Origin of the sequence: Streptomyces sp. NPDC096152 (genome assembly GCF_044763235.1) — a bacterium.
Classification (GTDB): Bacteria; Actinomycetota; Actinomycetes; order Streptomycetales; family Streptomycetaceae; genus Streptomyces.
Genome location: NZ_JBIWFW010000008.1, coordinates 243,189 through 269,818 on the forward strand (window position 1 = coordinate 243,189; position 26,630 = coordinate 269,818).

Genomic DNA, 26,630 nt, shown 5'->3' on the forward strand with positions numbered 1-26,630 from the left:
TCGAGTTTGGGGCGGGCGGGTCTGGGCAGGCGCGGCTTCGGAGCGACGGTCGTTGCGTGATTCAACTTTCCGCGGCCGGTCGTGTCCCGCCCCTGGCCCCGAGACGAGAGGTGCGCGTGTCAGCATCGCTAGAGGCCGAGCACCTGTTCAAGGTGTTCGGCAGACGACCGGACGAAGCAGTGGACCGACTCCGCCGAGGAGCCGACCGCGAGGAGCTGCGCGCCGACGGCGCCACCGCCGCCGTGATCGACGCCTCCTTCACCGTGGAGCCCGGCCAGATCTTCGTCGTGATGGGCCTGTCCGGATCGGGCAAGTCCACCCTGCTGCGCATGTTGAACGGCCTGCTGGAGCCCACCTCGGGCCAGGTCCGCTTCGACGGCCAGGACCTGACCGGCCTCGGCGGCAAGGAGCTGCGCGAGGTCCGCTCCCGGAAGATCAGCATGGTCTTCCAGCACTTCGCGCTCTTCCCGCACCGCAGCGTCCGCGAGAACGCCGCGTACGGCCTTGAAGTGCAGGGCGTGCCCCGCGCCGAGCGCGAACGCCGCGCCGACGAGGCGCTCGCCCTGTGCGGCCTGGCCGGCTGGGAGAAGTCCTGGCCCGACGAGCTGTCCGGCGGTATGCAGCAGCGCGTCGGCCTCGCCCGCGCGCTCGCCACCGACGCCGACCTGCTGCTGATGGACGAGTCCTTCAGCGCCCTGGACCCGCTGATCCGCCGCGACATGCAGGACCAGCTCCTCCAGCTCCAGCAGACCCTGAAGAAGACGATCGTCTTCATCACCCACGACCTCAACGAGGCCATGCGCCTGGGCGACCGCATCGCCGTCATGCGCGACGGCCGCATCGTGCAGACCGGCAGCGCCGAGGACATCCTGCTGCGCCCGGCCAACGACTACGTGGCCTCCTTCATCCAGGACGTCGACCGCTCCCGGGTCCTGACGGCCGAGGCGGTCATGGACCGCGCCGTGCGCGGCGACGAGGCGGACTGCGACTGCGAGACCGCCGCGCCGGACACGCCGTTCACCCACCTGTGCGCGATCAGCGCCCGGGTGCCGCACCCCGTCGCCGTCGTGGACGAGGACGGCGAGCCGGTCGGCGTCGTCCAGCGTCAGCGCCTCGTCGGCTTCCTCGGTGACGAGCAGGCCGCGCCGGGCAGCTGCGACAGCGCCCGGGGCAAGGGCGGCGAGAAGGTGGTGGCCCGTGCCTAGGATCCCTCTCGGCGACTGGGTCAACAGCGCCGTCGACTGGCTGCTCGGCCACATGGCCTGGCTCTTCGACTTCCTCAAGGCCGTCTTCACCGGCGCCTACGACGGCATCGCGGCCGTCCTCCAGGCGCCCGAGCCGCTGCTGCTCGCCGGCGTCTTCGCCGTGCTCGCCTTCTGGCTGCGCGGCACGCTCGCCGGTGTCCTCACCTTCGTGGGCTTCGCCTTCATCGACTCCCTCGAACTGTGGGACGACGCGATGGTGACCCTGTCGCTCGTCCTCGTCGCCACGATCATCGCGCTGGTGATCTCGGTGCCGGTCGGCATCTGGGCGGCCCGATCCGACCGGGTCAGCGCCCTGGTCCGGCCGGTGCTGGACTTCATGCAGACGCTGCCCGCGATGATCTACCTCATCCCGGCCATCCTGTTCTTCGGGACGGGCGCCTCCGCGGGCATCGTCGCCACGCTGATCTTCGCGCTCGCCCCGGGCGTGCGCATGACCGAGCTGGGCATCCGCCAGGTCGACAAGGAACTGGTCGAGGCCGCCGACGCCTTCGGAACCACGCCCCGCAACACCCTGCTGCGGGTCCAGCTTCCGCTGGCCCTGCCCACGGTGATGGCGGGCGTCAACCAGGTGATCATGCTCGGCCTGTCCATGGCGGCCATCGCCGGCATGGTCGGCACCGGCGGCCTCGGCGGCGACGTCAACGAGGCCATCGGCCAGCTCAACGTCGGCCTCGGCTCCGAGGCCGGTGTGGCCATCGTGATCCTCGCGATCTACCTGGACCGCATGACCAGCGCCCTGGGCATCCAGGTCTCCCCGCTCGGCCGGCGCGCCGCCGCCAAGGCACGCGCCGCGCAGGGCCTGAAGATCTGGTCCTACCGGCCGCGTCCGACGGTCGCCGTGGTCGGCGTCGTGATCCTCGCCCTCGTGGCGGGCGGCATGGGCGTCTTCGCCCACGGCGGCGGCTCGGCCTCCGTGGCCGACGGCAAGGACGTCGGCCAGGGCAAGAAGATCAGCATCGGCTACATCCCGTGGGACGAGGGCGTCGCCTCCACCTTCCTGTGGAAGGAGATCCTCGAGCAGCGCGGCTACCAGGTCGACGCCAAGCAGTTCGACGCCGGACCGCTCTACACGTCCCTCGCGCAGGGCAACGTCGACTTCGAGACCGACTCCTGGCTGCCCACGACCCACGCGCAGTACTGGAAGAAGTACGGCAAGCAGCTCGACGACCTCGGCTCCTGGTACGGGCAGACGTCCCTGGAGCTGTCCGTGCCCTCGTACATGAAGGGCGTCGACTCGCTCGACGACCTCAAGGGCAAGGCCGGCACCTTCGGCGGCAAGATCACCGGCATCGAGTCCAGCGCCGGCGAGATGGCCCTGCTGAAGAGCAAGGTCCTCAAGCAGTACGGCCTGGACAAGGAGTACAAGGTCGTCGACAGCTCCACGCCCGCGATGCTGGCCGAGCTCAAGCGCGCCTACAGCAAGAAGCAACCGATCGTCGTCACGCTCTGGTCGCCGCACTGGGCGTACAACGACTACAAGCTGAAGAAGCTGAAGGACCCCAAGGGCGCCTGGGGCAAGGGCGACGGCGTGCACACGCTGGCCCGCAAGGGCTTCGCCGCCGACAACCCGGTCGTCGGCAAGTGGCTGAAGAACTTCAAGCTCGACGAGAAGCAGCTCACCGGCCTCGAGGCCCGGATCAACAAGGCCGGCAAGGGCAAGCAGCAGGACGCCGTGCGTGCCTGGCTGAAGGAGAACCCGGGCGTCGTCGACAAGCTGGCCCCGCTCCCGGGCGGTGCCGGCGCGAAGCCGGCCGAGGCCAAGCGCCCCCTGAACGTCGCCTGGTTCCCCTGGGACGAGGACGTCGCCGTCACCTACCTGTGGAAGAACGTCCTCCAGCGGCGCGGCTACCAGCTGAACCTGAAGCAGATGGACGTGGGCCCGGTCTACACCGGCCTGGCCTCCGGCGACATCGACCTCAACTTCGACGCCTGGCTGCCCTACGCCCAGAAGAACTACTGGGACAAGAGCAAGGACAGACTCAAGGACCTCGGCACCTGGTACCGGCCCACCTCGCTGGAGGTCGCCGTGCCGTCCTACGTCAAGGGCGTGAAGACCCTCGAGGACCTCAAGGGCAAGGCAGGCACGTTCGACGGGAAGATCATCGGCATCGAGCCGGGCACCGGCGAGATGAACCTGCTCAAGAACAAGGTCCTGCCCGGCTACGGCCTGGACAAGGAGTACAAGGTCGTCGACGGCTCCACGCCGGCGATGCTGGCCGAGCTCAAGCGGGACTACGCGCAGAAGAAGCCCGTCGCGGTCGTCCTGTGGTCGCCGCACTGGGCCTACACCCGCTACGACCTGACCAAGCTGAAGGACGACAAGAAGCTCTTCGGCGAGGGCAACACGATCCGCACCATCTCCAACGAGAAGTTCCCGGAGCAGTACCCGCAGCTCACCAAGTGGGTCAAGAACTTCCGGATGAGCGAGTCCGAGCTCGGCAGCCTGGAGAGCGAGATCAACCAGCGCGGCCAGGGCCACGAGGAGGAGGCGGTCGCCTCCTGGCTGAAGCAGCACCCGGACGTCGCCGACCGGATGACTCGGCAGTAGGAGCCGCCGCGCCGCGCGCCGCCCGAGGGGCGGGCCCCTTCCACGCACCCTGACCGCGTGGGCCCGGGGCCCGCCCCTCGGGCCGTCTCCGGGCCGCCGTCCGCGCGGTGCCCGGCGTGCCCAGGGGGTGCCCGGAACCGTTCGGTGCCCACGGGAAGGATTCGGCCAACCACTCACAGCGACGTCCCCGCCAGAGCCTGGCCCGTGCACCCGGTGGGGAGCGCGGCCCGTCGTGGCGCCACCGTCGGTCCGTCGCTCCCGCCCCCCCGGCCCGGCACCAGGAGGCCGCGGCGCACATGGCGCGCGGGAGGGCGCGCACCCGGATCCACTGGCGCGAACCGGGGGGTCGGGCCCCACACGATATGACGGGGATGTGACGGCCGCATGAAACGGTTTGCCGAACATGCGTAGGGTGCAGAGAAGTCATCAGGGGGAGTGTGCCCGGACCCGGGCACCCAGGCAGCGGACCGACGAGCGAAGGAGGGAGCCGGAGCGATGGGCGACCACAAAGAACAGCCCCTTCGAGTGGGCGCGGCCGTCCGGCGGCGGCGCCGCGCGCTGGACCTCACCCTCGCCGTCGTGGCCCAGCGCAGCGGCCTGTCGGTGCCCTTCCTGAGCCAGGTGGAGAACGACCGGGCCCGGCCCAGCCGGAGCTCCCTGGAAAAGGTCGCCGACGCCCTGCGCACCACCGCCGTGGAGCTGCTCGCGGCGGCCGACCCGGCGTGCAGCGTCGACGTGGTGCGGGCCGAGGAGGCGGAGCTGGGGCCGGAGCCCCGGGTGCGCTCGCTGGTGCGCGGCCACCACCAGCTCCACGCCTCGGAGTACACCGGCGACCACGACGCCGGCCGCGAGTTCCAGCACCGCAACGACGAGCTGATGTACGTCGCCGACGGCGCGGTCGAGATCGAGGCGGAGGGCCGCGCCTACCGGCTGGTGCGCGGCGACACGATGTACCTGACCGGCGGCGTGCGCCACCGCTGGCGGGCGACCGTGCCGGACACCCGGGTGATCGTGGTGGCGGTGGCCGAGCACATCGAGGCGGTGCAGGACCGGTCGCGCTGATGCGGGTCGTCTCCCTGGTGCCCTCGCTCACCGAGGCGGTCGCGGTGTCCGCGCCCGGCGTCCTGGCCGGCGCCACCGACTGGTGCACCCGTCCTGCGGACCTCGACGTCGTACGGATCGGCGGCACCAAGAACCCCGACGTCGACCGGATCGCCGCCCTCGCCCCCGACCTGGTGATCGCCAACGAGGAGGAGAACCGGGCGCCCGACCTCGACGCGCTGCGCGCGGCCGGGGTGCGGGTCCTGGTGACCGAGGTACGCACCGTCGCCCAGGCCTTCGGGGAACTGGCCCGGGTGCTCCGGGCGTGCGGTGCGCACGAGCGGCCGCCGTGGCTCACGCGGGCGGAGGCGGCCTGGTCGGCGCTGCCCCCGCCGGCCCGCCGTACCACCGCCGTCGTGCCGATCTGGCGGCGGCCCTGGATGGTGCTCGGCCGGAACACCTTCGCGGGTGACGTGCTGGCCCGCCTCGGCGTCGACCACCGGTACGCGGGCCATGCCGAGCGCTACCCGCGGATCGGCCTGGAGGAGTTGCGGGCGGCGGCCCCGGACGTCGTCGTGCTGCCGGACGAGCCGTACCGCTTCACCGCCGGCGACGGGCCGGAGGCCTTCCCGGGCCTGCCCTGCGCGCTGGTCAGTGGACGGCACCTGACCTGGTACGGGCCGTCACTGGCCGAGGCGCCGCGGGTGCTGGGGGAGGCGCTGCGAGCAGCGCGCCGCTGAGCAGTCCGCGCGCGGTGTGCACGGCCGCGGTGGTCCAGGCGGCCACCAGGAGGACGTACAGGCCGACCGCGAGCCCGCCGTAGACGGCGAGATGCGTGTGCCGGGCGAGGGCCGCGGCGCCGGTGACGCAGGTGCCCACCGGGAAGGTGAACGCCCACCACGTCATCGCGAAGCCCATGCCCCGGCGCCGGGCGCGCAGCACATGAGCGGCGGCCAGGGCCAGCCACAGCAGGGCGAAGCCCATCACCGGAACCCCGTACAGGACGGCCAGGACGCCGAAGCCCTGGGCGTACGGGGCCGGCACGACGCCGGGTGCCGCGTCCGCGAAGGCGCCCGCGGCGGTGGTGGACTGCCCGAGCGGGCCGAGGACCAGGAACAGCGCCGGGGTGAGCGCGAGGGGCAGCGGACCGGCGGTGAGCAGCCGCGCGAGCACCAGCGGCAGCAGGGCCAGGGTCGCGAGCAGGCTGAGCCCGAACAGCGCCACACAGCCGAGGAGCAGCGTCTCCCGCGCCTGCCCGGCCGGCAGCAGCGGCACCAGGCGGGGGCCGAGCGCGGCGGACACCATGGGCGCGACGACCGGCAGCAGCCAGACGGGAGAGGCCTCCGGCGGGCCGGCCCGGTGGTGTACGGCCATGAGGTACGGCACCGCGACGGCGGCCGCGACCCCGACGGCCGTACCCGCGGCGAACAGCCCGGCGTCCAGCGCGAGGGCCGTCCGGGCGCCGAGCCAGCCCCCTCCGGCGGCGGGGGCGCCCCCGCCCACGGCCAGCAGGGCCATGGCGAGGCAGCCGTAGAACGGGGCCGCGGCCGGGTCGCGCAGCTGGGCGCGCGCCTGGTCGCGATGGTGCCTCCAGTGCAGGGCCCGGGCGGTCAGCAGGACCGCGAGCAGGACCAGCGACAGCGCCCAGACGGTGGCACAGGCGGTGCGCAGCCCCGGCACGCGCACCGGGAGCGTGGCGCCCGCGGTGGCGACGGCGGCGGTGCCCATGACGGCGGCGTACCAGTGGGGTCCGAGGTGGCGGACGGCGGGGAAGCGGGGCCGGGGTGCGGCACGGACGGGCAGGGGCTGGGCGGCGGTGACCATGGAGCCAGGCTGTCCCGGGGCAGGGCACGTCACCAGGGGGCCCCGTTCTATCAGGGCATAAGCTGGATTTATGACAGGCGCGGAGGGGAACGGACGGCAGCGGCCGCCCGGGGTGCCGCTGGCGCACCGGGTGCCGGATCTCGGGGCGCTGGAACTGCTGCTGGCGGTGGCGCGCCTGGGCAGCCTCGGCGGGGCGGCGCGGGAGCTGGGCATCACCCAGCCGGCCGCCAGCAGCCGGATCCGCTCCATGGAGCGGCAGTTGGGGGTGGCCCTGGTGGACCGTTCGCCGCGCGGGTCGCGGCTGACGGACGCCGGGGCGCTGGTGACGGACTGGGCCCGGCGGGTCGTGGAGGCGGCCGAGGCCTTCGACGCGGGGGCGCAGGCGCTGCGCGACCGGCGGGACTCCCGGCTGCGGGTGGCGGCCAGCATGACGATCGCCGAGTACCTGCTGCCGGGCTGGCTCATCGCGCTGCGCGGGCGGCGGCCGGACACCGCCGTGTCGCTGCTGGCCGGGAACTCGGCCGCGGTCGCGGAGCGGCTGCTCGCCGACGAGGCCGACCTCGGCTTCGTGGAGGGGCTGTCGGTGCCGTCCGGCCTGGACTCCGCGGTGATCGCCCGGGACCGCCTGGTCGTGGTGACGGCCCCCGGCCACCCCTGGGCGCGCCGCCGAAGGCCGCTGGCGGCCGGGGAACTGGCGGCGACCCCGCTGATCCTGCGCGAGGAGGGCTCCGGGACCCGGCAGGTCCTGGACGCGGCGCTCGGCGGCCTGGCCAGGCCGCTCATCGAACTGTCCTCGACCACGGCGGTCAAGGCGTCCGCGGTCAGCGGGGCCGGGCCGGCGGTGCTGAGCGAACTGGCGGTCGGTGAGGAGCTGGCCCTGCGCCGGCTGGTGAGCATCCCGGTCGACGGCATCGCCCTCGCCCGTGACCTGCGAGCCGTCTGGCCCACGGGCCACCGCCCCTCCGGCCCCGCCCGCGACCTCCTGTCCCTGACCCGCTCCCGGGCCCGGCCGGGCAATTCGGCCGGCTGAGGGGGGCGGGGCCGGGGCGCCGGAAATGCGCTGGCGTGCCGGGCGGCCCGGGCGCCACCATGGCGCATGACCAGCACCGCTCCGCCCGCCGCGGGCGTCCGTACCCCCTGGGAACGGCTGCCGGAGACCGTCCGGGACGCCGTGGCCGGGGTCCTCGGCGCGCCCGTGGTGCACGCCGTCACCCAGCCCGGCGGCTTCTCGCCCGGCGCGGCCGCGCGGGTCCGGACCGCCTGCGGCCGCCGCGCCTTCGTGAAGGCCGTCGGCGCGGACGCCAACCCGCTCAGCCCCCGCCTGCACCGTGCCGAGGCCCGCAACGCCGCCGCCCTCCCCGACGCCGTACCCGCACCCCGCCTGCTCGGCGCGTACGACGACGGCGGCTGGGTCGCCCTGGTCTTCGAGGACGTCTCCGGACGCCAGCCGCACCTGCCGTGGCGGCCCGACGAGCTGCGACGGGTCCTCGACGCCGTCGAGCGGCTGAACCGCGGCCTCACCCCGTCGCCGGTCGCCGCCCCGACCGCCGCCGAGGCGTTCGCCCAGGACTTCGCCGGCTGGCGGCAGCTGCTGGACGGCGCGGAGGGGCACCTCGACGGACGCCTCGACCCCTGGGCCGTCGCCCACCTCGCGGAGCTCACCGACCTCGCCGCCCCATGGCCCGAGGCCGTGTGCGGGGACACGCTCGCCCACGCCGACCTGCGGGCCGACAACATGCTGCTCACCGGAGCGGGGGAGGACGACGTCGAGGTCGTCTTCGTCGACTGGCCGCATGCCGTGCGCGCCGCCCCGTGGTTCGACCTGCTGCTCATGCTGCCGTGCGTACGGGCCCAGGGCGGCCCCGACCCGGAGGAGGTCTTCACCACCCACGCGCTGGGCCGCGCCGCCGACCCCGAGGCGGTCACGGCCGCGCTCGCCGCCCTCACCGGCTTCTTCCTCAGCCACTGCCTGCGCCCCGACCCGCCGGGCATCCCCGCCCTGCGCGCCTTCCAGCGGGCCCAGGGCGAGGCGGCCCTGGCGTGGCTCAGGGCGCGGGTGGGGTGAGCTTAAGGGGCTCGGTCCGGCCCGGCCCGGTTCAGGGCTCCGCGTGCTGGGGGGAGCGTGCGGTCGCCGCGTGGACCAGGCTGCGCATCAGCCGTGGGTCGTCGTCCATCTCCGGGTGCCACTGCACGCCCAGGACCCAGTGGGCGGTGGGCAGTTCGACGGCCTCGATCGTGCCGTCCGCCGCGTACGCCGACGCGACGAGGCCCGCGCCGAGGCGGTCCACCGCCTGGTGGTGATAGGTCGGGACGGTCGTCTCCTCCGGCACCGCCTCGGCGTACAGCGTCCCCGGGACCGGCTCGACCGGGTGGCCGCCGAAGACGCCGACCGCCTCCGCGTGCCCGTCCAGGTGCTGGATCAGGGTGCCGCCGAGGGCCACGTTCAGCAGCTGCATGCCGCGGCAGATGCCCAGCAGGGGGACGCCCGCCGCCAGGGCGGCGCCGATCAGGGCGAGTTCCCAGGTGTCCCGGGTCCGGGCCGGCGGACCCGTCCGGGGGTCGGGCAGCGCGCCGTAGCGGGACGGCTCGACGTCCGGGCCGCCCGCGATCACCAGCCCGTCGAGCCGGGCCACGACGGCCGCCGCCCGTTCCGGCGCGTCCGGCGGCAGCATCACGGCGAGCCCGCCCGACCGCTGCACCAGCCGCGGATAGCCGGCCGGCAGCAGCGCCGCCTCCAGCTCCCACACCCCCCAGCGCGCCCCGGTCTCCAGGTACGTACTGATCCCGATCAGCGGTCGTCCGGTCACGCGGCCCTCCCTGACCAAAGGTGTACTGGGCTACCTTTACGGCTCCGGCCCGCCGCGGCAAGCCCCCACGGCGGCGCCTCACGCCAGGAAGCCCCGCAGCAGTGCCGCCGTGCCCGCGCAGTGCTCCCGCATCATCTCCCGTGCCCCGTCCGCGTCCCCGTCCAGCACCGCCTCCACCAGAGCGGTGTGCTGCCGCTGCGAGTGCTCCAGATTGCGCACGAGCAGCGGGATGCAGTCGAGCAGGTCGTTCACCGTCGCCCGGACCGCCGCGTACTGCGCGGCCAGCGTCGGCGAGCCGCACAGCTCGGCCAGGGTGAGATGCAGCAGCGTGTCCCGGCGTCGGTACTCGGCCGGCGGCGCGTCGTGCGTGTTCTCCAGCGCCCCGCGCAGCCGCGCCGCCTGCGCGCCGGTGAGCCCGTGCGCCGCGCACAGGCCCGCCGCGCCCACCTCCAGCACCTCGCGGAAGCGGAGCACGTCCTCGATGTCGGCCTCGGCGATCCGCCGCCGCAGCTCGTCCTCGCCGCCCGCCGCCGGGCGGGGCAGGACGAACGTGCCGCCGTACCGCCCGCGCCGCGACTCCACCAGACCCTGGTCGGCGAGGACCTTCAGCACCTCGCGCAGCGTCACCCGGCTGATCCCCAGCCGCTCCGCCAGCTCCCGTTCGGCGGGCAGCCGCTCCCCGGCCGGCACCAGGCCGAGCCGGACGACCTGCAGGATCTGCTCCAGCGCCTCCTCGAACCCGTTGCCCGCGCGCACCGGCCGCAGCACCGGCGCGAGGCGATCGGCCGGCCCTTCCGGAGCCGTGTCCCGCGACATCCCGCCGCATCCCCTTCCCAAGCAATGGTTCTCCGCAATACCTTATGGCTCCCGGCCGGCCGACGTAGCCCGAGGAGGCTCACCCGTGGCAGACCGCACACCCCCGCTCGCCGCCGAGGAACTGCACGCCCTCGTCGCGAGCGGCGAGATCGACACTGTCGTCCTGGCCTTCCCCGACATGCAAGGGCGTCTCCAGGGCAAGCGGTTCGCCGCCCGCTTCTTCCTCGACGAGGTGCTCCACCACGGCACCGAGGGCTGCAACTACCTGCTCGCCGTCGACACCGAGATGAACACCGTCGACGGCTACGCCATGTCGTCCTGGGACCGCGGCTACGGCGACTTCGCCATGCACCCCGACATGTCCACGCTCCGCCGCGTCCCCTGGAACCCGGGCACCGCCCTGGTGATCGCCGACCTCGCCTGGCACGACGGCTCCCCGGTGCTCGCCGCGCCCCGCCAGATCCTCCGCCGCCAGCTCGAACGCCTCGCCGAGCTCGGGTACACCGCGCAGGTCGGCACGGAGCTGGAGTTCATCGTCTTCAAGGACACCTACGAGGCCGCCTGGGAGGCGGGCTACCGGGGGCTGACCCCGGCCAACCAGTACAACGTCGACTACTCGATCCTCGGCACCGGCCGCGTCGAGCCCCTGCTGCGACGCATCCGCAACGAGATGGCGGGCGCCGGCCTCACCGTCGAGTCGGCCAAGGGCGAGTGCAACCCCGGCCAGCACGAGATCGCCTTCCGCTACGACGAGGCCCTCGCCACCTGCGACCAGCACGCGATCTACAAGACCGGAGCCAAGGAGATCGCCGCCCAGGAGGGCGTCTCCCTCACCTTCATGGCCAAGTACAACGAGCGCGAGGGCAACTCCTGCCACATCCACCTCTCGCTCGCCGACGCCGACGGCACCAACGCCATGGCGGGCGCGCCGGGCGATGCGGGCGGGATGTCGGAGGTGATGCGGCACTTCCTGGCCGGACAGCTCGCCGCGCTCCGCGAGTTCTCGCTCCTCTACGCGCCCAACATCAACTCCTACAAGCGGTTCCAGGACGGCTCGTTCGCCCCGACCGCCGTCGCCTGGGGCCACGACAACCGCACCTGCGCCCTCCGGGTCGTCGGCCACGGCCGCTCCCTGCGCTTCGAGAACCGGCTGCCCGGCGGCGACGTCAACCCGCACCTGGCGGTGGCCGGTCTGGTGGCCGCCGGACTGTACGGCGTCGAGCGGAAGCTGGAGCTGCCCGAGCCCTGCCCCGGCAACGCCTACACCGCGGAGTTCGCGCACGTGCCCACCACGCTGCGCGAGGCCGCCGACCTCTGGGCCGGCAGCGAGATCGCCAGAGCCGCCTTCGGCGACGAGGTCGTCGCGCACTACCACAACATGGCGCGCGTCGAGCTGGACGCCTTCGACGCCGCGGTCACCGACTGGGAGCTGCGCCGCTCCTTCGAACGCATGTGAGAGGTCCCTCCGTGTCCGACCAGCACGAGCTCCGCGTCCTGAACCCGGCCACCGAGGAGGTCGTGGCCACCGTCCCGGCCGCGACCGCGGCCGACGTGGACGCGGCCGTCGCACGGGCCGCCGCGGCACAGGCCGGATGGGCCGCCCTCCCGCCCGGCGACCGCGCCCGGCTGCTGCGCCGCTTCGCCACGGCCGTCGACGAACACGTCGAGGAACTGGCCCGGCTGGAGGTGCGCGAGGCCGGCCACACCCTCGGCAACGCCCGCTGGGAGGCGGGCAACGTCCGCGACCTGCTCGACTACGCGGCCGGGGGAGTGGAGCGCCTGACAGGCCGTCAGATTCCGGTCGCCGGCGGCCTGGACGTCACGATCCTCGAACCGCTCGGCGTCGTCGGGGTGATCGCCCCCTGGAACTTCCCGATGCCGATCGCGGCCTGGGGGACCGCTCCCGCGCTCGCCGCCGGCAACGCGGTGATCCTCAAGCCCGCCGAGACCACCCCGCTCACCGCCCTGCGCCTGGCCGAACTCGCCCTGGAGGCGGGCCTGCCCGAGCACCTCTTCCAGGTGCTGCCCGGCCACGGCCCCGTCGCCGGCGACGCCCTCGTCGGGCACCCGGGCGTCGCCAAGATCGTCTTCACCGGATCGACCACCGTGGGCAGGCAGGTGCTGGCGAAGGGGTCCGCGCTCCTCAAGCGCGTCACCCTCGAGCTCGGCGGCAAGAGCCCCAACATCGTCTTCGCCGACGCCGACCTCGAAGCCGCCGCGGCCGCCGCCCCCATGTCCTTCCTCGACAACTCCGGCCAGGACTGCTGCGCCCGCACCCGCATCCTCGTCCAGCGCGGCGCCTACGACCGCTTCCTCGGCCTCCTCGCCCCCGCCGTCGAGTCCGTCGTCGTCGGCGACCCGGCCGACGAGAGCACCCGGATGGGCCCGCTCATCTCCCGAGCGCACCTGGAACGCGTCCGCGCCTACGTCGACGCCGACGCGCCCGGCATCCGGGGCAAGGCCCCCGAGGGGCCCGGATTCTGGTTCCCGCCCACCGTCCTCACCGACGTCGACCCCCGCGCGCGCGTGGCCGTCGAGGAGGTCTTCGGACCCGTCGCCGTCGTCCTCCCCTTCGAGGACGAGGCCGACGCGATCCGCCTCGCCAACGACACGCCGTACGGGCTGTCCGGCTCCATCTGGACCCGGGACGTCGGCCGCGCGCTGCGTGTCTCCCGGGCCGTCCGGGCCGGCAACCTGTCCGTCAACTCCCACTCCAGCGTCCGCTACTGGACCCCGTTCGGCGGGTTCAAGCAGTCCGGCGTCGGCCGCGAACTCGGCCCCGACGCCCTGACCGCCTTCACCGAGACCAAGAACGTCTTCATCAGCACGGAGGGCCCCGCACAGTGAGCTCACAGACCCCTGAGACCGTCTGCCGCCGTCTGGTCGGCCGTACCGCCGTCGTCACCGGAGCCGGCAGCGGCATCGGTCTCGCCACCGCGCGCCGGCTCGCCGCCGAGGGCGCGCACGTCGTCTGCGGCGACGTCGACGAGCCCCGCGGCAAGGCGGTCGCGGAGGAGATCGGCGGACTCTTCGTGAAGGTGGACGTCACCGACCCCGACCAGGTCGAGGCGCTGTTCCGGACGGCGTTCGACACCTACGGCAGCGTCGACGTCGCCTTCAACAACGCGGGTATCTCCCCGCCCGACGACGACTCCATCCTGGACACCGGCCTGGAGGCCTGGAAGCGGGTCCAGGAGGTCAACCTCACCTCTGTCTACCTGTGCTGCAAGGCCGCCATCCCCTACATGCGGCGCCAGGGCAGGGGCTCCATCATCAACACCGCCTCGTTCGTGGCCCGCATGGGCGCGGCCACCTCCCAGATCTCGTACACCGCGTCCAAGGGCGGTGTGCTGGCCATGTCGCGCGAGCTGGGCGTGCAGTTCGCCCGCGAGGGCATCCGGGTCAACGCCCTGTGCCCCGGTCCGGTCAACACCCCGCTCCTGCGGGAGCTGTTCGCCACGGACCCCGAGCGGGCCGCCCGCCGCCTGGTGCACATCCCGGTCGGCCGCTTCGCGGAGGCCGAGGAGATCGCCGCCGCCGTGGCCTTCCTCGCCAGCGACGACTCCTCCTTCGTCAACGCCACCGACTTCCTGGTCGACGGGGGGATCTCCGGGGCGTACGTCACGCCCCTGTAGGCGTCGCGGCGCCGATACGAACCGTCCGGCCCACGGCGCCGGACGGTCCGTCCTACAGTGCCGGGATGAGCATGACGCCCCCGCCCGGCTGGTACGGCGATCCGACGGCCCCGCATCTGGAGCGCTGGTGGGACGGCACGTCCTGGACCGAGCACCGCCGCGCACCGGAGGAACGCCAGGGACCGCGGGCGCCGCAAGCCCCTCCCGTACCGCGGACCTTCGGGCAGCCGGCGGCGCCGGAGGTGCCGCCCGCCGCCGGGCCACCCGCACCGCCGGCACGGCGTCCGCGCGCCAAGGCGGTCGCCCTGGCCGGCGCCGGGGCCGTCCTGGCCGCCGCGATCGTCACGGGAGCGCTGCTGCTCGGGCACGGCGACGAGGGCGGCACCGAGGCGAAGAACGCCCCCACCACCCCGTCCGCCGTGCCCACCAGCGCCCCGCACACCGCGTCCCGGCCGGCCTCCGCCGGCGCTTCCGCCACCGACGACCCCTCCGTCGTGGTCGACCAGCTCAACGGCATCACCCTGCCCCTCCCGGACGGCTGGGAGAAACCGCAGGACGTCGCCGACGAGGACGTCGTCATGACCACCCACGGCACCTACGACTGCCCGGCCGGCGTCGGCCTGTGCCGGCACGGCCTGGTCCTCACCCGCACGGCGACCGCTGCCGACGGGACGTCACCCGAGACGCTGGCCCGGCACGACATCGAGGACGCGGCCGACGCGGCCTTCGACCGCGACGCGATCGGCGAGCGCCCCTTCGGCGGGATCACCTCGCACCAGGTCGTCCGGTCCGGGCAGATCGCCGTCGCGGGCCGCGCCGGGTACTTCGTGCGCTGGCGCGTCCGGACGGCGAAGGGGCCCGGCGGCTACGTCGAGTCGCTCGCCTTCCCGTCCAGTGTCGGCACCGAGGCGCCGGTCGTCGTGCGCTTCGTCTTCGACGCGGGCCCGGACGGACCGCCGCCGGCCGACATGGACAGGATCACGCGCGGCATCCGGCCCGTCGGCGACGCGGCCACGGGCGGCGGCGTCGGCAGCAGCATCGGCCCGTCGAGCTGACAGGTGCCGGGCCCTTACAGGAACGTCCGGCCCTCGCCCCGGTACGTCGGCACGGCCGCCGTCACCCGGTCGCCCTCGACGAGGTGCAGCTCGGCGAACCGCTCGCACAACTCGCCGGCCTTGGCGTGCCGGAACCACACCTTGTCGCCGATCAGCAGGTCGTCGGCGGGCGAGCCGAGCAGCGGCGTCTGCACCTCGCCCGGCCCTTCCTGCGGGTCGTAGCGCAGCCCCTCCGGGAGGTACGGCACCGGCAGCCGGTCCGCGCCGGGCGCGCCCGAGGCCGGGTAGCCGCCGCCGAGGACCGTCACCACCCCGACCCCGGGGCGCCGGACGACGGGCAGGGCGAACAGAGCCGCCGGACGCCCGCGGAAGGACGTGTAGTTGTCGAAGAGACGCGGGACGTACAGCCCGGAGCCGGCCGCGATCTCCGTGACGGCGTCCTCGGCGGCGGTGTGCTGGACGCTGCCCGTGCCGCCGCCGTTGACGAACTCCAGGTCCGGCACCAGGGCCCGTACCGCCCGCACCGCCGCGGCCCGCCGCTCGGCCAGTTCCCGGCGGGCGGCCGCCTGCATCAGCCGGACGGCACGCGAGCGCAGCGGGCGCCCGGCGAGCGCGTCGCCCACGCCCGCGATGTGCCCCTCGTACGCCATGATCCCCACGAGCCGGAACCCGGGCCGCCGGGTCACCGTGCGGGCCATGTCGGCCATCTGCGCGGGCGAGTGCAGCGGGGAGCGGCGCGCCCCGACGCGCACCCGCCCGCCGAACAGTTTCAGCGAGGTGTCCAACTCCAGGCACACGCGCACCACTTCGCGCCCGCCGTCGCGCGCGGCGTCGATGAGGTCGAGCTGCGCCGGGTCGTCGATCATCACGGTGACGGCGGCGGCGAGTTTCGGGTCGCCGGCGAGTTCGGCGAAGCCGGCGCGGTCGGCCGACGGATAGGCCAGGAGCACGTCGTCGAACCCGGAGCGGGCCAGCCACAGGGACTCGGCGAGGGTGAACGACATCAGGCCCGCGAACCCGTCCCGGTCCAGGACGCGCTCCAGCAGGGCCCGGCAGCGCACGGACTTGCTCGCGACCCGCACGGGCTTGCCGCCGGCCCGGCGGAGGAGGTCGTCCGCGTTCGCGTCGAAGGCGTCCAGATCCACGATCGCGACCGGGGCGTCGAGACGGGCGGTGGCCCGGTCGAAACGGGCCCGGTCGGCGGCGCGCGCAGTCATGAGCGAAGCCTGCCAGACGGGATTACCGCAGGGTAGGGGGACGTTCCGGGCAGATGCCCCGGGGCCGCCGACTGGTTCCCGTACGGGTGCGGGCAACCCGTAGAGTGACGCGCACGTACGGCACGACGATTCCGGCCGGGATCTGAGCCGGGATGGCGATTCGTTCGTACGGGTATGCGTGCCTGGTGGACGAGACCGTCCGTGCCGGGCGGGGCGACTGGCAGGGCCCGCGTACGAGGAACGGCCCGGGCACGAGGAAACGGGGGGTGCATGAGCACGGAAGCGCGCCACGCCCCCATTCCTCCGCGGCCCGCGACCCCGCCCCGCCCGGCCTCGGCCGACCCCCGCCCCGACGACTCCACGACTGCGCCGGGTGGCGCCGCGGCCGGGGAGTCCGGCCCGGGAGAGCGGGGGACAGGAGGCGGTTCCGGCACGTCCGTACGCTCCGGCGCCGAGGGCGGTGCCGGGGTCGTCGGCGTGGCGCGGGGCGCCGGGGGTGGGGTGGCTCGGGGAGCCGAGGCCGGTTCCGGGGGCGCCGTGTGGGGTGTGGTCGCCGGTGAGCCCGGCGAGGTGACGCGTGGGGCCGCCGTGAGTTCCGCCGCCGCGGGGGCCGCCGCCGCGAGTTCGCGCGAGCGGGTCCGCAGCGCGTCCGGGCACGCCGACCCGGCGGCACGTGCCGTTCCCGACTCCGGTCGCGCCGCGGCCTCCCCGGACCGGGGCCGTGTTCCCCGGCACCTCCCTGAAGCCGGCGACACCGGATCGGGATCCGGATCCGGCAGTGGCACCGGCACTGGCACCAACTCCCGGACCGGCACCGGCACCGGCCGTCCCTCGGTCACCCCGGGCTCGGACCGGACGCCCGCCGCCCCGGAGTCCCGCCCCCGCTTCCCGGGCTTCCGGCCCCCGCCCCCGCGAGTCGGCGACGCCGAGCGGCAGCCCTCGCGCGCCGCCGGCTCGTCCGGTTCTCCCGCGCCCGGCGATGACGCCCTCCGCCCGGCCCCGCGCACCGGTGCGTCCAGTACGCCCGTCACGCCCAGTACGCCCGTCACGCCCAGTGCGCCAGTCACGCTCAGTGCGCCCGCGCGCCCCGCGGAAGCCTTCGTGCCGCCCCCGCCGCCGGCCTCCGCCCGCTTCCCCGACGCCCCGCCCACCGCCGGGCGCGGGGGGTCCGCCGCAGGTCAGGGCTTGGGCGAGGCCGCGCCGGAGACGACCGCACGCCTGCGCCCCCTCCCCGCCCACCGGCCGCCGACGACACCCGGCGCACCGCCCCGCGCGGCGACCGCACCCCCTGGCGCCGGCGCACCGCACGCCACCGCGGCGCCGCCTGGCGCCCCCCGGCCGCCCGCCGCTGCCGCCGTCCCTCCGCCCCCCGCCGCCCCGCCGCGCCCCCCTGCGGCACCGGACGCCGCCGTGGCCCCCGACCCGGCGCTGTCGTGGAGCGCCGGCATGGCGCCCGGGGCGTACCTCGGCGCGAGCAGGCCCGTGGTGGCCTTCGGGGAGCCCGAGGGCTATGACGAGCGCGGGCGCGGACGGGCGCTGGGTGTCGTCCGGGTGCGCCCGCGGACCGCCCTGGCCGCCGCGTGCGTCGTCCTCGGCATCGGACTCATCGGCGGTGCCGTGACCGGGAGTTGGCTCACCGGCGACTCCGCCGAGGGCGGCGCGGCCGGGACCTTCGCCGGGGCCGGGGAGATGTGGCACAACGTCCCCGTCGACCAGCTGTTCCCGCCCACCGTGGAGGGCCGCGGCGCCGGACCCGGCGGCGCCGACCGCACCTGGACCCGGGTCGCCGTGGCCCCGGACGGCGGCTGCGCCGACGCCTTCGACCCGCTGCTGCGCAAGACACTCGCCCCGGTCGGCTGCGCCCGCCTGCTGCGCGCCACCTACACGGACGCCACGCAGACCTACGTCACCACCGTCGGCATGCTCTTCACCAAGGCGGACGCCGCCACCATGACCGCGCTCGACGCCCGGTTCAAGAAGGCGGGACTCGACCGGCGCACCGACCTCGTGCCCCGCCCGTACTCGGCGAAGGGCACGGTCGCCGCGGCCTTCGGCGACAAGCAGCGGGCCTCGTGGACGCTGTCGGTGCTCACCGACGCCCCGGTCGTCGTCTACGCCGTCTCCGGCTGGGCCGACGGCCGCACCGTCGACGCCCCGCAGCCCGCCGCGGACGCAATGCAGCCCGGTGCCACCACGGCCGCGGCCCAGGCGGGTCTCGGGAACGAGGCACAGGGCCTCGCCGACCGCGTCGAGCGCGGCTTCCGCGAGACCGTCGGCTCGGCCACGGAGCAGCCGTCGTGAGGGCCAGGGCGCAAGGCGCCGCGAAGCCCGCTGCGCGAGCGACTGCGAAGTCCGCCGCGAAAGCCGCCGCCGAAGGCATCGCGGGAGCCGCTGCCGCCGCGGACGGCACCACCGAGGCCGCCGCGCACGCCCCAGCGCGAGCCGCCGCGCACGCCCGTGCGACAGCCGCCGTGACCACCGCTGTGAGAGCCACCGTGACACCCACCGAGGCGGCCCCCACGTCCGCCGACGCGCCCCCCGCACCCGGCGAGGCGGCTCCCGCGCCCGCCGACGCGCCCCCTGCGTCCGGTGGGGCGGCTCCCGTGCCCGGTGGGGCGGCTCCTGCGTCCGGTGGGGCGGCTCCCGCGCCCGGTGGGGCGGCTCCGGCATCCGGTAGGGAGGCTCCGGCATCCGGTGGGGCGGCTCCGGCGCCCAGTGAGGCGGCCCCGGCATCCGGCGAGGCACCCCCCGCGCGGACCGCCCCGCGCCCCGTCGTGACCCGTGACCGTGACCTGCGGGGGCCCCGACGGGTCCGCCGGGCCCGCCAGGTCGGCCGGTTTGGGCGGTCCGGGCGGTCCGGGCGGGTCGGCGCGGTCCGCGGCACCGGTGCCCTGAGCGTGCTCCTCGCCACCGCGCTCGCCCTCGTCCCGTCCACCGCCGCCCACGCCGACGGGATCCGGGCCCAGCAGTGGGCCCTGGACGCCATGCACACCCAGGAGGCCTGGCGCACCACCAAGGGCAAGGGCATCACCGTCGCCGTCCTGGACACCGGCGTGGAGGCCGACCACCCCGACCTGGCCGGCAACGTCCTGCCCGCCAAGGACCTGATCGACTTCGGCGCCGAACGCGGCGACCGGGCCTGGGCCCGCCACGGCACCGCCATGGCCGGCATCATCGCCGGTCACGGCCACGGCCCCGGCCACGCCGACGGCGTCATGGGCGTCGCCCCGCAGGCGCGGATCCTGCCCGTCCGGGTGATCCTCGAGGACGGCGACTCCGCCCGAGCCCGCGCCCGCGCCAGCCGGGGCAGCGCCCTCGCCGACGGCATCCGCTGGGCCGCCGACCACGGCGCCGACGTCATCAACCTCTCCCTCGGCGACGACTCCGCCTCCGCCCACCCCGAGCCCGGCGAGGACGAGGCCGTCCAGTACGCGCTGAAGAAGGGCGCCGTCGTCGTCGCCTCGGCGGGCAACGGCGGCGAGAAGGGCGATCACATCTCCTACCCGGCCGCCTATCCGGGCGTGATCGCCGCGGCCGCCGTCGACCGCTACGGCACCCGCGCGTCCTTCTCCACCCGCCGCTGGTACGCCGCTGTCAGCGCGCCCGGCGTCGACATCGTGATCGCCGATCCGGACCACCGGTACTACGAGGGCTGGGGCACGAGCGCGGCCTCGGCCTTCGTCTCCGGCGCGGTCGCCCTGGTCAAGGCCGCCCACCCTGGTCTGACGCCCGCCCAGATCAAGCGGCTCCTGGAGGACACGGCACGGGACGCCCCGGTCGACGGCCGCGACGACTCCCGTGGCTTCGGCTTCGTCGACCCCGCCGCCGCCATCCGCGCCGCGGGCCGCCTCCAGCCGGGGGACCTGCACGCGGCCGCCTACGGCGACAAGTACTTCGGCCCCGGCCCGGACACCGCCTCGGCGGCCGGCGACGCGGCCGACTGGGCCGGCCCTCTCGCGGGCGGCATCGGCGGAGTGCTGCTGGTCGCCGCGGTCGTCCTGTGGCGGGGCCGCCGCGAGGAACACGACGGCTTCTGACAGCCGAACGGCCCGGCCCGGCCGCGGATCCGGCGTGCCCCCACACCCCGCGTGCCGCACCCCGCGCCCCGCACACCAAAGCGCCGGGGCGCCGGCCTCACACGCCCCCGGCGAATACCGACACCGCCGCCCGGGCCGCCGACTCGACCAGGACGACGCCCTGCTCCTTCGTGGTGTTGCCGTGCGACAGCGCGGCCACCAGGCGGGTGCCCCCGGCGGCCGTCACCCGCCCGACGCTGTGGACGACCCACAGCCCGGTCGCGCTCCGCGGCAGCCAGCCGTTCTTCAGCGCCCACGCGGAGCCGTCGGCGGCGGCGGACACCCCCCAGTCCTGGCCCTCGGCGATCCGCCCCATCAGGCCCTGGAGGTACGTCCGCGAGGCCGCGCTCAGCTCCGAGTCGTCCCCGAACACGTGCCGGAGCAGGGTCAGCTGGTCGGTGGCGGTGGTCCGGGTCAGTCCCCACAGCCCGCCGTCACCCCCCGTGGTGCCGGTGAGCCCGAGGCGCGCGTGGGCCGCGTCGAGCCCGGCGGCCCCGCCGATGCTCCGCCACAGCGCCGACGCGGAGTCGTTGTCGCTGTGCCCGATCATCGCGGCGGCGTACGCCCTCTCCCGCGCCGTCAGCCCGCGGCCCGCGTCCTGCGCCTGGAGCAGCAGGGCCGCCAGGATGCCGACCTTGACGACGCTCGCCGTGACGAAGGTCCCCTCGCCGTACCCGGCGCTCTGCCCGGAGTCCGCGTCCAGGACCGCCACGGACACGGCCGCGCCCTCCGCCACGGCCACCTGCCCCATCGCCGCGGCCAGCCGCGCCTCCGGGTCCCCCGGGGAACCCGCGGGATCCGTCACCGCACGCACCGCGCACCTCCCCGCTCACCGCCGCCGACGCCGGGCACGACGGCGCCGCCGACCGCGACACGGCGCCCGCACCCCTCGGTCCCCAGCTTCCCAGGGCCCGCACCAGGCGCGCGGCACCCCCCGGATAGGGTCGGGGCCGTGGCGAACAAGAACATTCCCGACCCCGGCTTCTCCGACGACGACGGCTCCGCCGACCCCCGGCTGAGCGCGGCGCTCGCCGCCTGGGCCGAGGACCGCACCGCCGTGGGCCCCGTTCTGGAGGCGCTCAAGGACGCCCGGCTGCTCGTCCCCGTCGTGGCCGTGCTCGGCGAGGTGGAGGAGGACGAGAACGGGCTGCGCCGCGAGAAGACCAGCGACATGGCCGTCCCCACGATGAAGGCCGGTCACCGCACGGCGCTGCCCGCCTTCACCTCCACCGAATCCCTGGCCCGCTGGGACCAGGGGGCCCGCCCCGTCGCCGTACCTCTGCACCAGGCGCTGGAGGCCGCCGCGCACGAAAGGGCGGACACGGTCGTCCTGGACATGGCCGGACCGGTCCCCTTCGAGCTGACCGGGTCCGCGCTGCTCGCGCTCGCCGAGGGCCGGACGACGGCGGATCCGCTCGCCGACCCGGCCGTCGTGGCGGCGGTGCGGGACGCCGTGGCCGCCGAGCCGGGGGTGCTCCGCGCGCACCTCGGGCCGGGGGAGGCCGACGGCACCCTCGCCCTCGTCCTCGACCCCTCCGCGGCCCCCGCCGAGACCGCCCGGGCCGTCGCGGAGAACCTCGCCGCCAGCGAGACGCTGCGGGCCCGCCTGGTGCGCGGCCTCGACCTGGCGCTGCTGCCGGCCGGGGCGACGCCGCCGGGCGAGCCCTTGTACGTGAAGGAGTAGGACGGACGGCCTCAGCCGGCCCCGGCCCGCTTCAGCCCGTCCCGCCGGTCCGCCCCGCGGTCCATGCCGCCGGTCCGCCCCGCGGTCCATGCCGCCGGTCCGTCCCGCCGGTCCGCCCCGCGGTCCATGCCGCCGGTCCGTCCCGCCGGTCCGCCCCGCGGTCCATGCCGCCGCTCCGCCCCACCGCTGTGTCCCGGCCGGGCAGGCCCGCCTCAGCCGTAGACCGGCCCGGTGTACTTCTCGCCCGGGCCCTGGCCCGGCTCGTCCGGGACGACCGACGCCTCGCGGAACGCCAGCTGCAGCGACTTCAGGCCGTCGCGCAGCGGCGCCGCGTGGAAGGAGCTGATCTCGGTCGCGCTCGCGTCCAGCAGACCCGCGAGGGCGGTCACCAGCTTGCGGGCCTCGTCCAGGTCCTTGTACTTGTCGCCCTCCTCGGTCAGACCGAGCTTCACGGCGGCGGCGCTCATCAGGTTGACGGCGACCGTCACGATCACCTCGACCGCGGGGACCTCGGCGATGTCGCGGGCCATGGCGTCGAAGTCGGTGTTCTCAGGAGGGGTCTCACTCATGGCGCACACGATAGGCGGTCGCGGGCGCGGCTCCTCAATTAGCCCTTGTCAAGCGATACTGCTAACCTTGTTCATGACCGGCCGGACACCGATGTGTGCTCGGCCCACAAGTGGAGGCTCCGATCTCCCACCCGACCGCCCTCCGGGACGGCGGGTCACCCGGTCAGACGGCCACCATCGTTCCGTACGGACGATGGAGCCGTCCGAATCGCGCCCCGCGGCCATCGCGGCGGTGCTCCGGTAGCAATGGGAGCCCCGCCTGTGATCGTCCGGGGCATTTTTACTGCTTCGGCGCGGTTAGGTCTATCGAACACAGATGTACGCGGCAGTCCGCCAGGCCGTCGCGTGGTGCTACCGAGGAGGATCCATCAGCGCCGAGCCCCGCATCAACGACCGGATTCGCGTTCCCGAGGTGCGACTTGTCGGTCCCAGTGGCGAGCAGGTCGGCATCGTGCCGCTTGCCAAGGCCCTGGAGCTTGCGCAGGAGTACGACCTGGACCTGGTCGAGGTCGCGGCGAACGCCCGTCCGCCCGTGTGCAAGCTCATGGACTACGGGAAGTTCAAGTACGAGTCGGCCATGAAGGCCCGTGAGGCGCGCAAGAACCAGGCGCACACGGTCATCAAGGAGATGAAGCTCCGGCCGAAGATCGACCCGCACGACTATGACACCAAGAAGGGTCACGTCGTCCGGTTCCTCAAGCAGGGCGACAAGGTCAAGATCACGATCATGTTCCGTGGTCGCGAGCAGTCCCGGCCCGAGCTGGGCTACCGGCTGCTGCAGCGGCTCGCGGAGGACGTCCAGGACCTCGGCTTCGTGGAGTCGAACCCGAAGCAGGACGGCCGAAACATGATCATGGTCCTCGGTCCGCACAAGAAGAAGACCGAGGCGATGGCCGAGGCCCGCCAGGCGCAGGAGGCCCGCAAGGCCGATGCGAAGGCGAACCCCGGTCGTTCGCAGAACGCCGCCGACGCCCAGTCCGAAGAGGCTCCGGCCGAGGCTTCCGCCGAGGCGTGATCCCCGGGACACCCGTCCCAGGACGTAACCGATAACAAGAGCGACGCTCCATCGTGCCCGGTTTCACGACCGGGCACCGGAGCGCCACCGACGAGGAGAGAACGGCGCTATGCCGAAGAACAAGTCGCACAGCGGTGCCAGCAAGCGCTTCAAGGTCACCGGCTCCGGCAAGGTGCTCCGTGAGCGCGCCGGCAAGCGCCACCTGCTCGAGCACAAGTCGTCCCGCGTGACGCGTCGCCTCACCGGCAACGCCGAGATGGCCCCGGGCGACGCCGCGAAGATCAAGAAGCTTCTCGGCAAGTGACGTCACGGCGCCGCCTGAGCGCCGTACGTCTGGACCGGGACCCAATCGTTTCCGGGCCGTGTGACGACACCCACGGCCCCGCTACAAGGAGTTAATCAAGTGGCACGCGTCAAGCGGGCAGTCAACGCCCACAAGAAGCGCCGGGCGATCCTCGAGCAGGCCTCCGGCTACCGCGGTCAGCGTTCGCGCCTGTACCGCAAGGCCAAGGAGCAGGTCACCCACTCGCTGGTCTACAACTACAACGACCGGAAGAAGCGCAAGGGCGACTTCCGTCAGCTGTGGATCCAGCGCATCAACGCCGCTGCCCGCGCCAACGGCATGACCTACAACCGCTTCATCCAGGGTCTTAAGACCGCGAACGTCGAGGTCGACCGCAAGATCCTGGCCGAGCTGGCCGTCAACGACGCCGGTGCGTTCGCCGCGCTGGTCGAGGTCGCCCAGAAGGCGCTGCCGAGCGACGTCAACGCGCCCAAGGCTGCGTGACGCCCCGCCGGCCACCCGCCGACGTGACGTAGGGACCCGCAGGCCGGACAGGTCTGCGGGTCCCCTTGTGTCCGAAACAGCTGTCCGAAGCAGCCGCGAAGGTGAACCCATGCCCCCCGCCAGCCCCGAGCTGATCTCACCCCGCTCGCCCCGTGTCGGTGCCGCCCGGCGGCTCGCCAAGCGGAACTTCCGGGGCAAGGAGCGGCTGTTCCTCGCGGAGGGCCCGCAGGCCGTGCGGGAGGCGGCCGCGCACCGCGCCGACGGCACCCCGACGCTCGTCGAGCTGTTCACCACCGTGGAGGCCGCCGAGCGGTACGCCGACATCGTCGGCGAGGCCCGCGCCGCCGGCGCCCGGGTGCACCTCGCCGCCGAACAGGTCATCGCCGACATCTCCACCACCGTCACCCCGCAGGGCCTGGTCGGCGTCTGCCGCTTCCTCGACACCCCGTTCGAGGAGATCCTCGGCGCCCGCCCCCGCCTCGTCGCCGTCCTCGCGCACGTCCGCGACCCGGGGAACGCCGGCACCGTCCTGCGCTGCGCCGACGCCGCCGGCGCCGACGCCGTCGTCCTCACCGACGCCTCCGTCGACCTGTACAACCCCAAGGCCGTCCGCGCCTCCGTCGGCTCGCTGTTCCACCTGCCCGTGGCCGTGGGCGTCCCCGTCGAGCAGGCGGTGGCGGGCCTGAAGACCGCCGGGGTCCGCGTCCTCGCCGCCGACGGCGCCGGCCCGCACGACCTCGACGACGAGCTCGACCGGGGCACCATGGGCGGCCCCACCGCCTGGGTCTTCGGCAACGAGGCCTGGGGCCTGCCGGAGGAGACCCGCGCCCTCGCCGACGCCGTGGTCCGCGTCCCGATCCACGGAAAGGCCGAGAGCCTGAACCTCGCCACCGCCGCGGCCGTATGTCTCTACGCGTCGGCGCGTGCACAGCGTGCCTGACGGAGGGTGCCGCTCCGTCACCGAGAGCTAGTAGGGTGACCAGCCCGGGGGCGTCCCCCCAGGCTCTCGCTTCGCTCGGACACGGGGCGGGGGCACTCCCGGCGCAGGCTGAGAGGTGGGGTACGGGGATGAGCGTCGGCACGAGCAGCGCACCGGGCACACGGGACGCGCGCCCCGCGTCCACGACCCGGCACGGTGACCCCGCCGGTCTCGGCATCGACCCCGACGACCTGCCCGACGGCCTGGTGATCGCCGACGAGCGGGGACGCGTCATCTGCTTCAACGCCGCCGCCGCCCGCATCACCGCCGTGCCCGCCGAGGAGGCCCTCGGCCGGCGGCTGGAGAAGGCGCTGCCGTTAGAGGACCTGGAGGGCCGGCGCTGGTGGCAGCTGACCGACCCCTACGGCGGCCTGGCCATCCGGGTCGGACAGCCCGAGCGCAACCTCCTGCTGCACGGCGGCCGGGAGGTCCTGGTCTCGGCGAAGTACGTCCGCACCCACCCCACCGGCCCCGTCCGCCGCGTCGTCGTCTCGCTTCGCGACACCGAGGCCCGCCGCCGCACCGAGCGCAGCCACGCCGAGCTGATCGCCACCGTGGCGCACGAGCTGCGGTCCCCGCTGACCTCCGTCAAGGGCTTCACCGCCACCCTGCTCGCCAAGTGGGAGAGGTTCACCGACGACCAGAAGCGGCTCATGCTGGAGACCGTCGACGCCGACGCCGACCGCGTCACCCGGCTGATCGCCGAGCTGCTCGACATCTCCCGCATCGACTCAGGCCGGCTGGAGGTGCGCCGCCAGCTGATCGACATAGGCGCCGCGGTCGGCCGGCACATCCAGGCGTACGTCGCCGCCGGACAGCCCGCCGACCGCTTCCTGCTGCGCATCGAGCAGCCGCTGCCCACCCTGTGGGCCGACCCCGACAAGATCGACCAGGTGCTCAGCAACCTGATCGAAAATGCCGTGCGGCACGGCGAGGGAACCGTCACCATAGACGTCACGGCCTCGGTGTCCCCGCGCGACGGGGAAGAGGACGAGAACACCGCCACGTCGGTCACGGTGAGCGACGAGGGCCCCGGCATCCCGGAGGAGTCCATGAACCGCGTCTTCACCCGCTTCTGGCGGGGCAGCAAGCGCGGCGGCACCGGCCTCGGGCTCTACATCGTCAAGGGCATCGTCGAGGTGCACGGCGGCACCATCACGGTCGGACGCGCCCCCGGCGGCGGCGCGCAGTTCCGATTTACCCTGCCCGTGGGCACCCCGGCACACCTGCTCTGAGCACCGGCCGAGGCCCCACGGGCGCATCACCTTGACCCGGCCCCGTTAGACTCGGCCTTTGGCACCTTTGCGTCCCA

General features: G+C 74.5%; 23 protein-coding genes and 1 pseudogene. 18 read left to right on the top strand and 6 right to left on the bottom strand.

The features are described from left to right. Positions 1-116 precede the first annotated feature (116 nt). The 4 genes from ACIQ9G_RS26965 to ACIQ9G_RS26980 all read left to right on the top strand — a co-directional run bounded on the left by ACIQ9G_RS26965 (position 117) and on the right by ACIQ9G_RS26980 (position 5,594). Positions 117-1,205, top strand: a complete 1,089-nt coding sequence (locus tag ACIQ9G_RS26965) for a glycine betaine/L-proline ABC transporter ATP-binding protein (protein ID WP_403614319.1) — start codon at positions 117-119, stop codon at positions 1,203-1,205. Beyond that, positions 1,198-3,813, top strand: a complete 2,616-nt coding sequence (locus ACIQ9G_RS26970) for an ABC transporter permease/substrate binding protein (protein ID WP_403614322.1) — start codon at positions 1,198-1,200, stop codon at positions 3,811-3,813. Before ACIQ9G_RS26965 ends, ACIQ9G_RS26970 begins: the two co-directional genes overlap by 8 nt. 495 nt (positions 3,814-4,308) lie before the next feature. Then, entirely contained in the window at positions 4,309-4,875 is a 567-nt protein-coding gene (locus ACIQ9G_RS26975) for an XRE family transcriptional regulator (RefSeq protein ID WP_356190016.1), read from the top strand. Beyond that, positions 4,875-5,594, top strand: a complete 720-nt coding sequence (locus ACIQ9G_RS26980; protein WP_403614325.1) for a helical backbone metal receptor — start codon at positions 4,875-4,877, stop codon at positions 5,592-5,594. Before ACIQ9G_RS26975 ends, ACIQ9G_RS26980 begins: the two co-directional genes overlap by 1 nt. Here the strand turns inward: ACIQ9G_RS26980 and ACIQ9G_RS26985 are convergent. Next, positions 5,506-6,678: a C4-dicarboxylate ABC transporter gene (locus ACIQ9G_RS26985; protein ID WP_403614327.1), complete on the bottom strand. Its 1,173-nt coding sequence runs from the start codon at positions 6,676-6,678 to the stop codon at positions 5,506-5,508. The two genes, ACIQ9G_RS26980 and ACIQ9G_RS26985, sit on opposite strands and share 89 nt — an antisense overlap. 70 nt (positions 6,679-6,748) lie before the next feature. Between ACIQ9G_RS26985 and ACIQ9G_RS26990 the strand changes: the two genes are divergently transcribed. Further along, positions 6,749-7,708 (top strand): LysR family transcriptional regulator, encoded by a 960-nt coding sequence (locus tag ACIQ9G_RS26990; RefSeq protein ID WP_403614330.1) that lies wholly within the window; start codon positions 6,749-6,751, stop codon positions 7,706-7,708. Between the two features lie 66 nt (positions 7,709-7,774). Continuing rightward, complete coding sequence (locus ACIQ9G_RS26995) at positions 7,775-8,743, top strand: aminoglycoside phosphotransferase family protein (RefSeq protein WP_403614333.1); 969 nt, start codon at positions 7,775-7,777, stop codon at positions 8,741-8,743. 31 nt (positions 8,744-8,774) lie between these two features. Here the strand turns inward: ACIQ9G_RS26995 and ACIQ9G_RS27000 are convergent, their stop codons facing one another. Together ACIQ9G_RS27000 and ACIQ9G_RS27005 are read right to left on the bottom strand one after the other, a co-directional pair. Next, positions 8,775-9,485, bottom strand: coding sequence for a gamma-glutamyl-gamma-aminobutyrate hydrolase family protein (locus ACIQ9G_RS27000; protein WP_403614335.1), 711 nt, complete (start codon positions 9,483-9,485; stop codon positions 8,775-8,777). Between the two features lie 78 nt (positions 9,486-9,563). Then, positions 9,564-10,301, bottom strand: coding sequence for a FadR/GntR family transcriptional regulator (locus tag ACIQ9G_RS27005; RefSeq protein WP_403614337.1), 738 nt, complete (start codon positions 10,299-10,301; stop codon positions 9,564-9,566). A gap of 85 nt (positions 10,302-10,386) precedes the next feature. Between ACIQ9G_RS27005 and ACIQ9G_RS27010 the strand changes: the two genes are divergently transcribed. The 4 genes from ACIQ9G_RS27010 to ACIQ9G_RS27025 all read left to right on the top strand — a co-directional run bounded on the left by ACIQ9G_RS27010 (position 10,387) and on the right by ACIQ9G_RS27025 (position 14,991). Continuing rightward, a complete protein-coding gene (locus ACIQ9G_RS27010; protein WP_403614340.1) occupies positions 10,387-11,757 on the top strand; it encodes a glutamine synthetase family protein in 1,371 nt (456 codons plus the stop codon). 11 nt (positions 11,758-11,768) lie between these two features. Beyond that, the gene (locus tag ACIQ9G_RS27015) at positions 11,769-13,148 is read left to right on the top strand and encodes an aldehyde dehydrogenase family protein (protein ID WP_403614343.1); all 1,380 of its coding nucleotides are present in this window, start codon (positions 11,769-11,771) and stop codon (positions 13,146-13,148) included. Continuing rightward, entirely contained in the window at positions 13,145-13,936 is a 792-nt protein-coding gene (locus ACIQ9G_RS27020) for a 3-oxoacyl-ACP reductase (protein WP_403614345.1), read from the top strand. The genes ACIQ9G_RS27015 and ACIQ9G_RS27020 overlap by 4 nt, the downstream gene beginning before the upstream one ends. A 71-nt stretch (positions 13,937-14,007) precedes the next feature. Next, positions 14,008-14,991, top strand: a complete 984-nt coding sequence (locus ACIQ9G_RS27025; protein ID WP_403614841.1) for a DUF2510 domain-containing protein — start codon at positions 14,008-14,010, stop codon at positions 14,989-14,991. Positions 14,992-15,005: 14 nt separating this feature from the next. Here ACIQ9G_RS27025 and ACIQ9G_RS27030 read toward each other — a convergent pair whose 3' ends face one another. Beyond that, on the bottom strand, positions 15,006-16,208 hold the full coding sequence (locus ACIQ9G_RS27030; protein ID WP_403614348.1) for an amino acid deaminase/aldolase: 1,203 nt from the start codon (positions 16,206-16,208) through the stop codon (positions 15,006-15,008). Positions 16,209-17,618: 1,410 nt separating this feature from the next. Between ACIQ9G_RS27030 and ACIQ9G_RS27035 the strand changes: the two genes are divergently transcribed. Both ACIQ9G_RS27035 and mycP read left to right on the top strand, forming a co-directional pair. Then, a complete protein-coding gene (locus tag ACIQ9G_RS27035; protein WP_403614349.1) occupies positions 17,619-18,509 on the top strand; it encodes a hypothetical protein in 891 nt (296 codons plus the stop codon). A 590-nt stretch (positions 18,510-19,099) separates the two neighbouring features. Continuing rightward, on the top strand, positions 19,100-20,245 hold the full coding sequence (gene mycP / locus ACIQ9G_RS27040) for a type VII secretion-associated serine protease mycosin (RefSeq protein ID WP_403614844.1): 1,146 nt from the start codon (positions 19,100-19,102) through the stop codon (positions 20,243-20,245). A gap of 97 nt (positions 20,246-20,342) precedes the next feature. Here mycP and ACIQ9G_RS27045 read toward each other — a convergent pair whose 3' ends face one another. Continuing rightward, a complete protein-coding gene (locus ACIQ9G_RS27045; protein WP_403614352.1) occupies positions 20,343-21,089 on the bottom strand; it encodes a serine hydrolase in 747 nt (248 codons plus the stop codon). Positions 21,090-21,236: 147 nt separating this feature from the next. On the opposite strand from ACIQ9G_RS27045, the gene ACIQ9G_RS27050 reads away from it, so the two are divergent. Beyond that, the gene (locus tag ACIQ9G_RS27050) at positions 21,237-21,968 is read left to right on the top strand and encodes an SseB family protein (protein WP_403614355.1); all 732 of its coding nucleotides are present in this window, start codon (positions 21,237-21,239) and stop codon (positions 21,966-21,968) included. 212 nt (positions 21,969-22,180) lie between these two features. Here ACIQ9G_RS27050 and ACIQ9G_RS27055 read toward each other — a convergent pair whose 3' ends face one another. Next, positions 22,181-22,537 carry a DUF1844 domain-containing protein gene (locus tag ACIQ9G_RS27055; protein ID WP_403614358.1) on the bottom strand — a complete coding sequence of 119 codons (357 nt, stop codon included), beginning with the start codon at positions 22,535-22,537 and terminating at the stop codon, positions 22,181-22,183. Between the two features lie 316 nt (positions 22,538-22,853). Here ACIQ9G_RS27055 and infC point away from each other — a divergent pair, with 316 nt between their 5' ends. From infC to ACIQ9G_RS27080, 5 genes and pseudogenes are all read left to right on the top strand, one after another. Continuing rightward, the gene (infC, locus tag ACIQ9G_RS27060) at positions 22,854-23,552 is read left to right on the top strand and encodes a translation initiation factor IF-3 (RefSeq protein WP_403614360.1); all 699 of its coding nucleotides are present in this window, start codon (positions 22,854-22,856) and stop codon (positions 23,550-23,552) included. 109 nt (positions 23,553-23,661) lie between these two features. Continuing rightward, on the top strand, positions 23,662-23,856 hold the full coding sequence (gene rpmI, locus ACIQ9G_RS27065) for a 50S ribosomal protein L35 (RefSeq protein ID WP_004933563.1): 195 nt from the start codon (positions 23,662-23,664) through the stop codon (positions 23,854-23,856). 99 nt (positions 23,857-23,955) lie between these two features. After that, positions 23,956-24,339 (top strand): 50S ribosomal protein L20, encoded by a 384-nt coding sequence (rplT, locus tag ACIQ9G_RS27070; RefSeq protein ID WP_403614362.1) that lies wholly within the window; start codon positions 23,956-23,958, stop codon positions 24,337-24,339. A gap of 109 nt (positions 24,340-24,448) precedes the next feature. Then, positions 24,449-25,310 (top strand): annotated as a pseudogene (locus ACIQ9G_RS27075) (TrmH family RNA methyltransferase). 97 nt (positions 25,311-25,407) lie between these two features. After that, positions 25,408-26,553 (top strand): ATP-binding protein, encoded by a 1,146-nt coding sequence (locus ACIQ9G_RS27080; protein ID WP_403614364.1) that lies wholly within the window; start codon positions 25,408-25,410, stop codon positions 26,551-26,553. Positions 26,554-26,630 lie beyond the last annotated feature (77 nt).

Coding starts and splice junctions, on each gene's coding strand:
- ACIQ9G_RS26975 (WP_356190016.1), top strand. CDS start 4,309: ATGGGCGACCACAAAGAACAGCCCCTTCGAGTGGGCGCGGCCGTCCGG.
- ACIQ9G_RS26980 (WP_403614325.1), top strand. CDS start 4,875: ATGCGGGTCGTCTCCCTGGTGCCCTCGCTCACCGAGGCGGTCGCGGTG.
- ACIQ9G_RS26985 (WP_403614327.1), bottom strand. CDS start 6,678: ATGGTCACCGCCGCCCAGCCCCTGCCCGTCCGTGCCGCACCCCGGCCC.
- ACIQ9G_RS26990 (WP_403614330.1), top strand. CDS start 6,749: ATGACAGGCGCGGAGGGGAACGGACGGCAGCGGCCGCCCGGGGTGCCG.
- ACIQ9G_RS26995 (WP_403614333.1), top strand. CDS start 7,775: ATGACCAGCACCGCTCCGCCCGCCGCGGGCGTCCGTACCCCCTGGGAA.
- ACIQ9G_RS27005 (WP_403614337.1), bottom strand. CDS start 10,301: ATGTCGCGGGACACGGCTCCGGAAGGGCCGGCCGATCGCCTCGCGCCG.
- ACIQ9G_RS27025 (WP_403614841.1), top strand. CDS start 14,008: ATGACGCCCCCGCCCGGCTGGTACGGCGATCCGACGGCCCCGCATCTG.
- ACIQ9G_RS27030 (WP_403614348.1), bottom strand. CDS start 16,208: ATGACTGCGCGCGCCGCCGACCGGGCCCGTTTCGACCGGGCCACCGCC.
- ACIQ9G_RS27055 (WP_403614358.1), bottom strand. CDS start 22,537: ATGAGTGAGACCCCTCCTGAGAACACCGACTTCGACGCCATGGCCCGC.
- infC (WP_403614360.1), top strand. CDS start 22,854: ATGTACGCGGCAGTCCGCCAGGCCGTCGCGTGGTGCTACCGAGGAGGA.
- rpmI (WP_004933563.1), top strand. CDS start 23,662: ATGCCGAAGAACAAGTCGCACAGCGGTGCCAGCAAGCGCTTCAAGGTC.
- ACIQ9G_RS27080 (WP_403614364.1), top strand. CDS start 25,408: ATGAGCGTCGGCACGAGCAGCGCACCGGGCACACGGGACGCGCGCCCC.